The organism is Legionella fairfieldensis ATCC 49588 (assembly GCF_000621525.1).
Lineage (GTDB): Bacteria > Pseudomonadota > Gammaproteobacteria > Legionellales > Legionellaceae > Tatlockia > Tatlockia fairfieldensis.
This window is the reverse complement of record NZ_JHYC01000053.1, coordinates 1-2678: the sequence shown is the minus strand read 5'-3', so window position 1 is coordinate 2678 and position 2678 is coordinate 1. Positions and strand designations below refer to the sequence as shown.

Sequence of the window (2678 nt, the reverse complement as noted above, 5' to 3'; positions counted from 1 at the left end):
AATTTTGCTACATGGATTGTTAGACAACGAGGTTTATGTTGAGTTTAATGGGCAAAAAATGGGCCCTTTTTATCCATCTAATGGGCCTATTCCTCTGCATACATTTCGACACCATCCAAAAACAAAAACCGAACAATTAGCAGATGATATTTCGAACCTGGCACAATCAATTTCTGTTCCATTATCAGTGATGACCGGACATGATACTCAAACCATCGCGCAGTTAGAAAGGGCGCGAGCAATTACCAAAAGCCAATCCTATGTTCCGTTTAATGAAGAAAAAGAATCAGTATTTTCTGATCAAGTTGAGGCAAAACAGGCTATCGCCCGCTTATTAGATAAGCCACTTGCCGCATTACTTCCTCAGCAAATCGATGCTATTAATCATATCGTTGGAGAAACTTTAAACAAAGAACAGATCGAATCGCGGGTAAGGCAATATTTCACGTTGTCTTTATGCCAAGCAATAAATAAGGAGTAATGCGTGTATACAGAGGTTATGGAATATTTTAATTTAAAAAAACCACTTATTTGTGCCAACTATTATGAGACAGAGCAACGGAAGAAATTATACAAAGAGTTAAAATTTCTGATTCAAGCGGGAGGGATTTATGCTTTAACGGGGATGGTAGGATCTGGGAAGACCACATTATTAAACCAAATACAACAAGAACTGGAAATTGAAAATAAAATTACAGTATCTCGATCATTGTCTACTGAAAAAAATCGATTAAATGTGAGTACTATTTATCTGGCGTTATTTTATGATCTTACAAAAACCGATAAAAATTTTAAGGTTCCAACACAGGGTGAAAAACGAGAGCGCCAATTAATTGATTTAATTAAAAAGCAAAAAAAGCCAGTGGCACTGTTTATTGACGAAGCCCATGATGTACATGGGCAGACATTAACCGCTTTAAAGCGCATCGTGGAAATAGTTGCGCATAGCGGTTGTCAGTTATCTATTATCTTGGCAGGCCATCCTAAATTGGGTAATTCCCTAGCGACCTCCAGTATTGAGGAAATAGGAGCTCGAACAAAGATCTTTAGTATTGACAATGCAATGGGCAACATGGAGAAGTATGTTGAGTTTCTGTTTAAACAATGCCTCAATGAGAAGGTAAAAGTCAGTGATGTGATTACAAATGAGGCCGCGTTACGACTCGCTCAGGCATTAATTACACCATTGCAAATCCACAAATATCTAGCTACAGCAATGGAAATAGCCTACTCTGCAGCGATAAAACCAATTACTGAAGAGGTTATAAATAGAGCACTTGCCCCTGATCTAAACTCATTAGAGGCACAGCTCGCCAGAATTGGATATCGGCTTCCCGCCATATGTGAATTTCTTCACGCCACACCTAAAGAAGTAAAAGATTTTCTATATGGTAGAAATTCAGCGAGAAAAACAGAGTTTTTAAGTGCAATTCGCTCTATTGGAATTACAGCATGAACGCAATAACGACTAGTGATTTTCCAGCGTATAAAGACTTCCTTGAAAAAGCCAAGACTCAAATTCATGGGACAAGAATTCGTGCTGCCCACGCGGCTAATCGAGAATTGATTTCCCTATACTGGTGGCTTGGTGAGCATATTGTAAAAAGCCAGGAAAAACATGGTTGGGGAAAATCTGTTGTTGAACGCTTGTCCAAGGATTTAAAAGCTGAATTTAATACCAAGTCAGGATTTTCACCCCAAAATCTTTGGTATATGCGCCAATTTTATTTGGAATATCAAAATAAGCCAAATCTCCAACAGCTCGTTGGAGAAATACCATGGGGTCAAAACCTGTTGATTTTAAGTAAAGTAAAAGATGACAATGCTAAATTGTATTATCTAAAATCGACACTCGAATGTGCGTGGACTCGTGATGTATTAACTATGCAAATTAACTCCAAAAGTTATGAAAGACTAGCTTTGGCAAACAAGCAACATAATTTTCATGCAGCTCTACCGCAGCATTTGGCTGATCAAGCTGATAAAACAATGAAAGATGTTTATATGCTTGATCTATTGGGGATAACCACACCAGTGGTAGAGGCCGAGATAGAGCGTCGCATGGTATCTAAAATCAAAGATGTCATTTTAGAGCTGGGTTATGGATTCAGTTTTATTGGCAATCAATACCGTATTGTTACACCTGACTCTGAATATTTTATAGATCTCTTGTTTTACCACAGAAAATTACAATCCTTGGTAGCACTAGAGCTTAAAACAACCAAGTTTAAAGCTGAGTATGCTGGCAAAATGAATTTCTATCTTAATTTGCTAGATGATTTTGTAAAAGAACCGCATGAAAATCCATCTATTGGCATTATATTATGCAGTGAAAGAAGCAAGTTCGATGTAGAATACGCCCTCCGTGGTATCGATAAGCCTGTTGGCGTTGCGGGGTATGAACTTACTCGAGACATACCAGACAAACTAAAGGATGCTTTACCTGCGCCAGAAGAGTTGGAAGAAAAAATTTTATTTGAGCTAGAGTTAGATAAAGATCATAAGTGAGATGATTTTTTGATTTTCTCTACAAGTTATCTGGCATCATTAAGCGATAATTTATCGTTTCTGGACGTGATACAAAAAACGTGCGTTTTTCTGGTGGTTAGGGAACTTTTCAGTTGCAAATAATGTGGGCCTAGTTGCAAATAATCTGGGCCGGATTTTACGTAGTGGCA

Annotated in this window: 2 protein-coding genes and 1 pseudogene; all 3 read left to right on the top strand. The window is 37.9% G+C overall.

What is annotated here, in order from left to right:
• Positions 1-481 (top strand): annotated as a pseudogene (locus tag T345_RS15230) (hypothetical protein); the annotation flags it as partial.
• A gap of 3 nt (positions 482-484) precedes the next feature.
• The gene (locus tag T345_RS0110665) at positions 485-1456 is read left to right on the top strand and encodes an AAA family ATPase (RefSeq protein WP_028389326.1); all 972 of its coding nucleotides are present in this window, start codon (positions 485-487) and stop codon (positions 1454-1456) included.
• Complete coding sequence (locus tag T345_RS0110660; protein WP_028389325.1) at positions 1453-2508, top strand: PDDEXK nuclease domain-containing protein; 1056 nt, start codon at positions 1453-1455, stop codon at positions 2506-2508. Before T345_RS0110665 ends, T345_RS0110660 begins: the two co-directional genes overlap by 4 nt.
• The last annotated feature ends 170 nt before the right edge of the window (positions 2509-2678 follow it).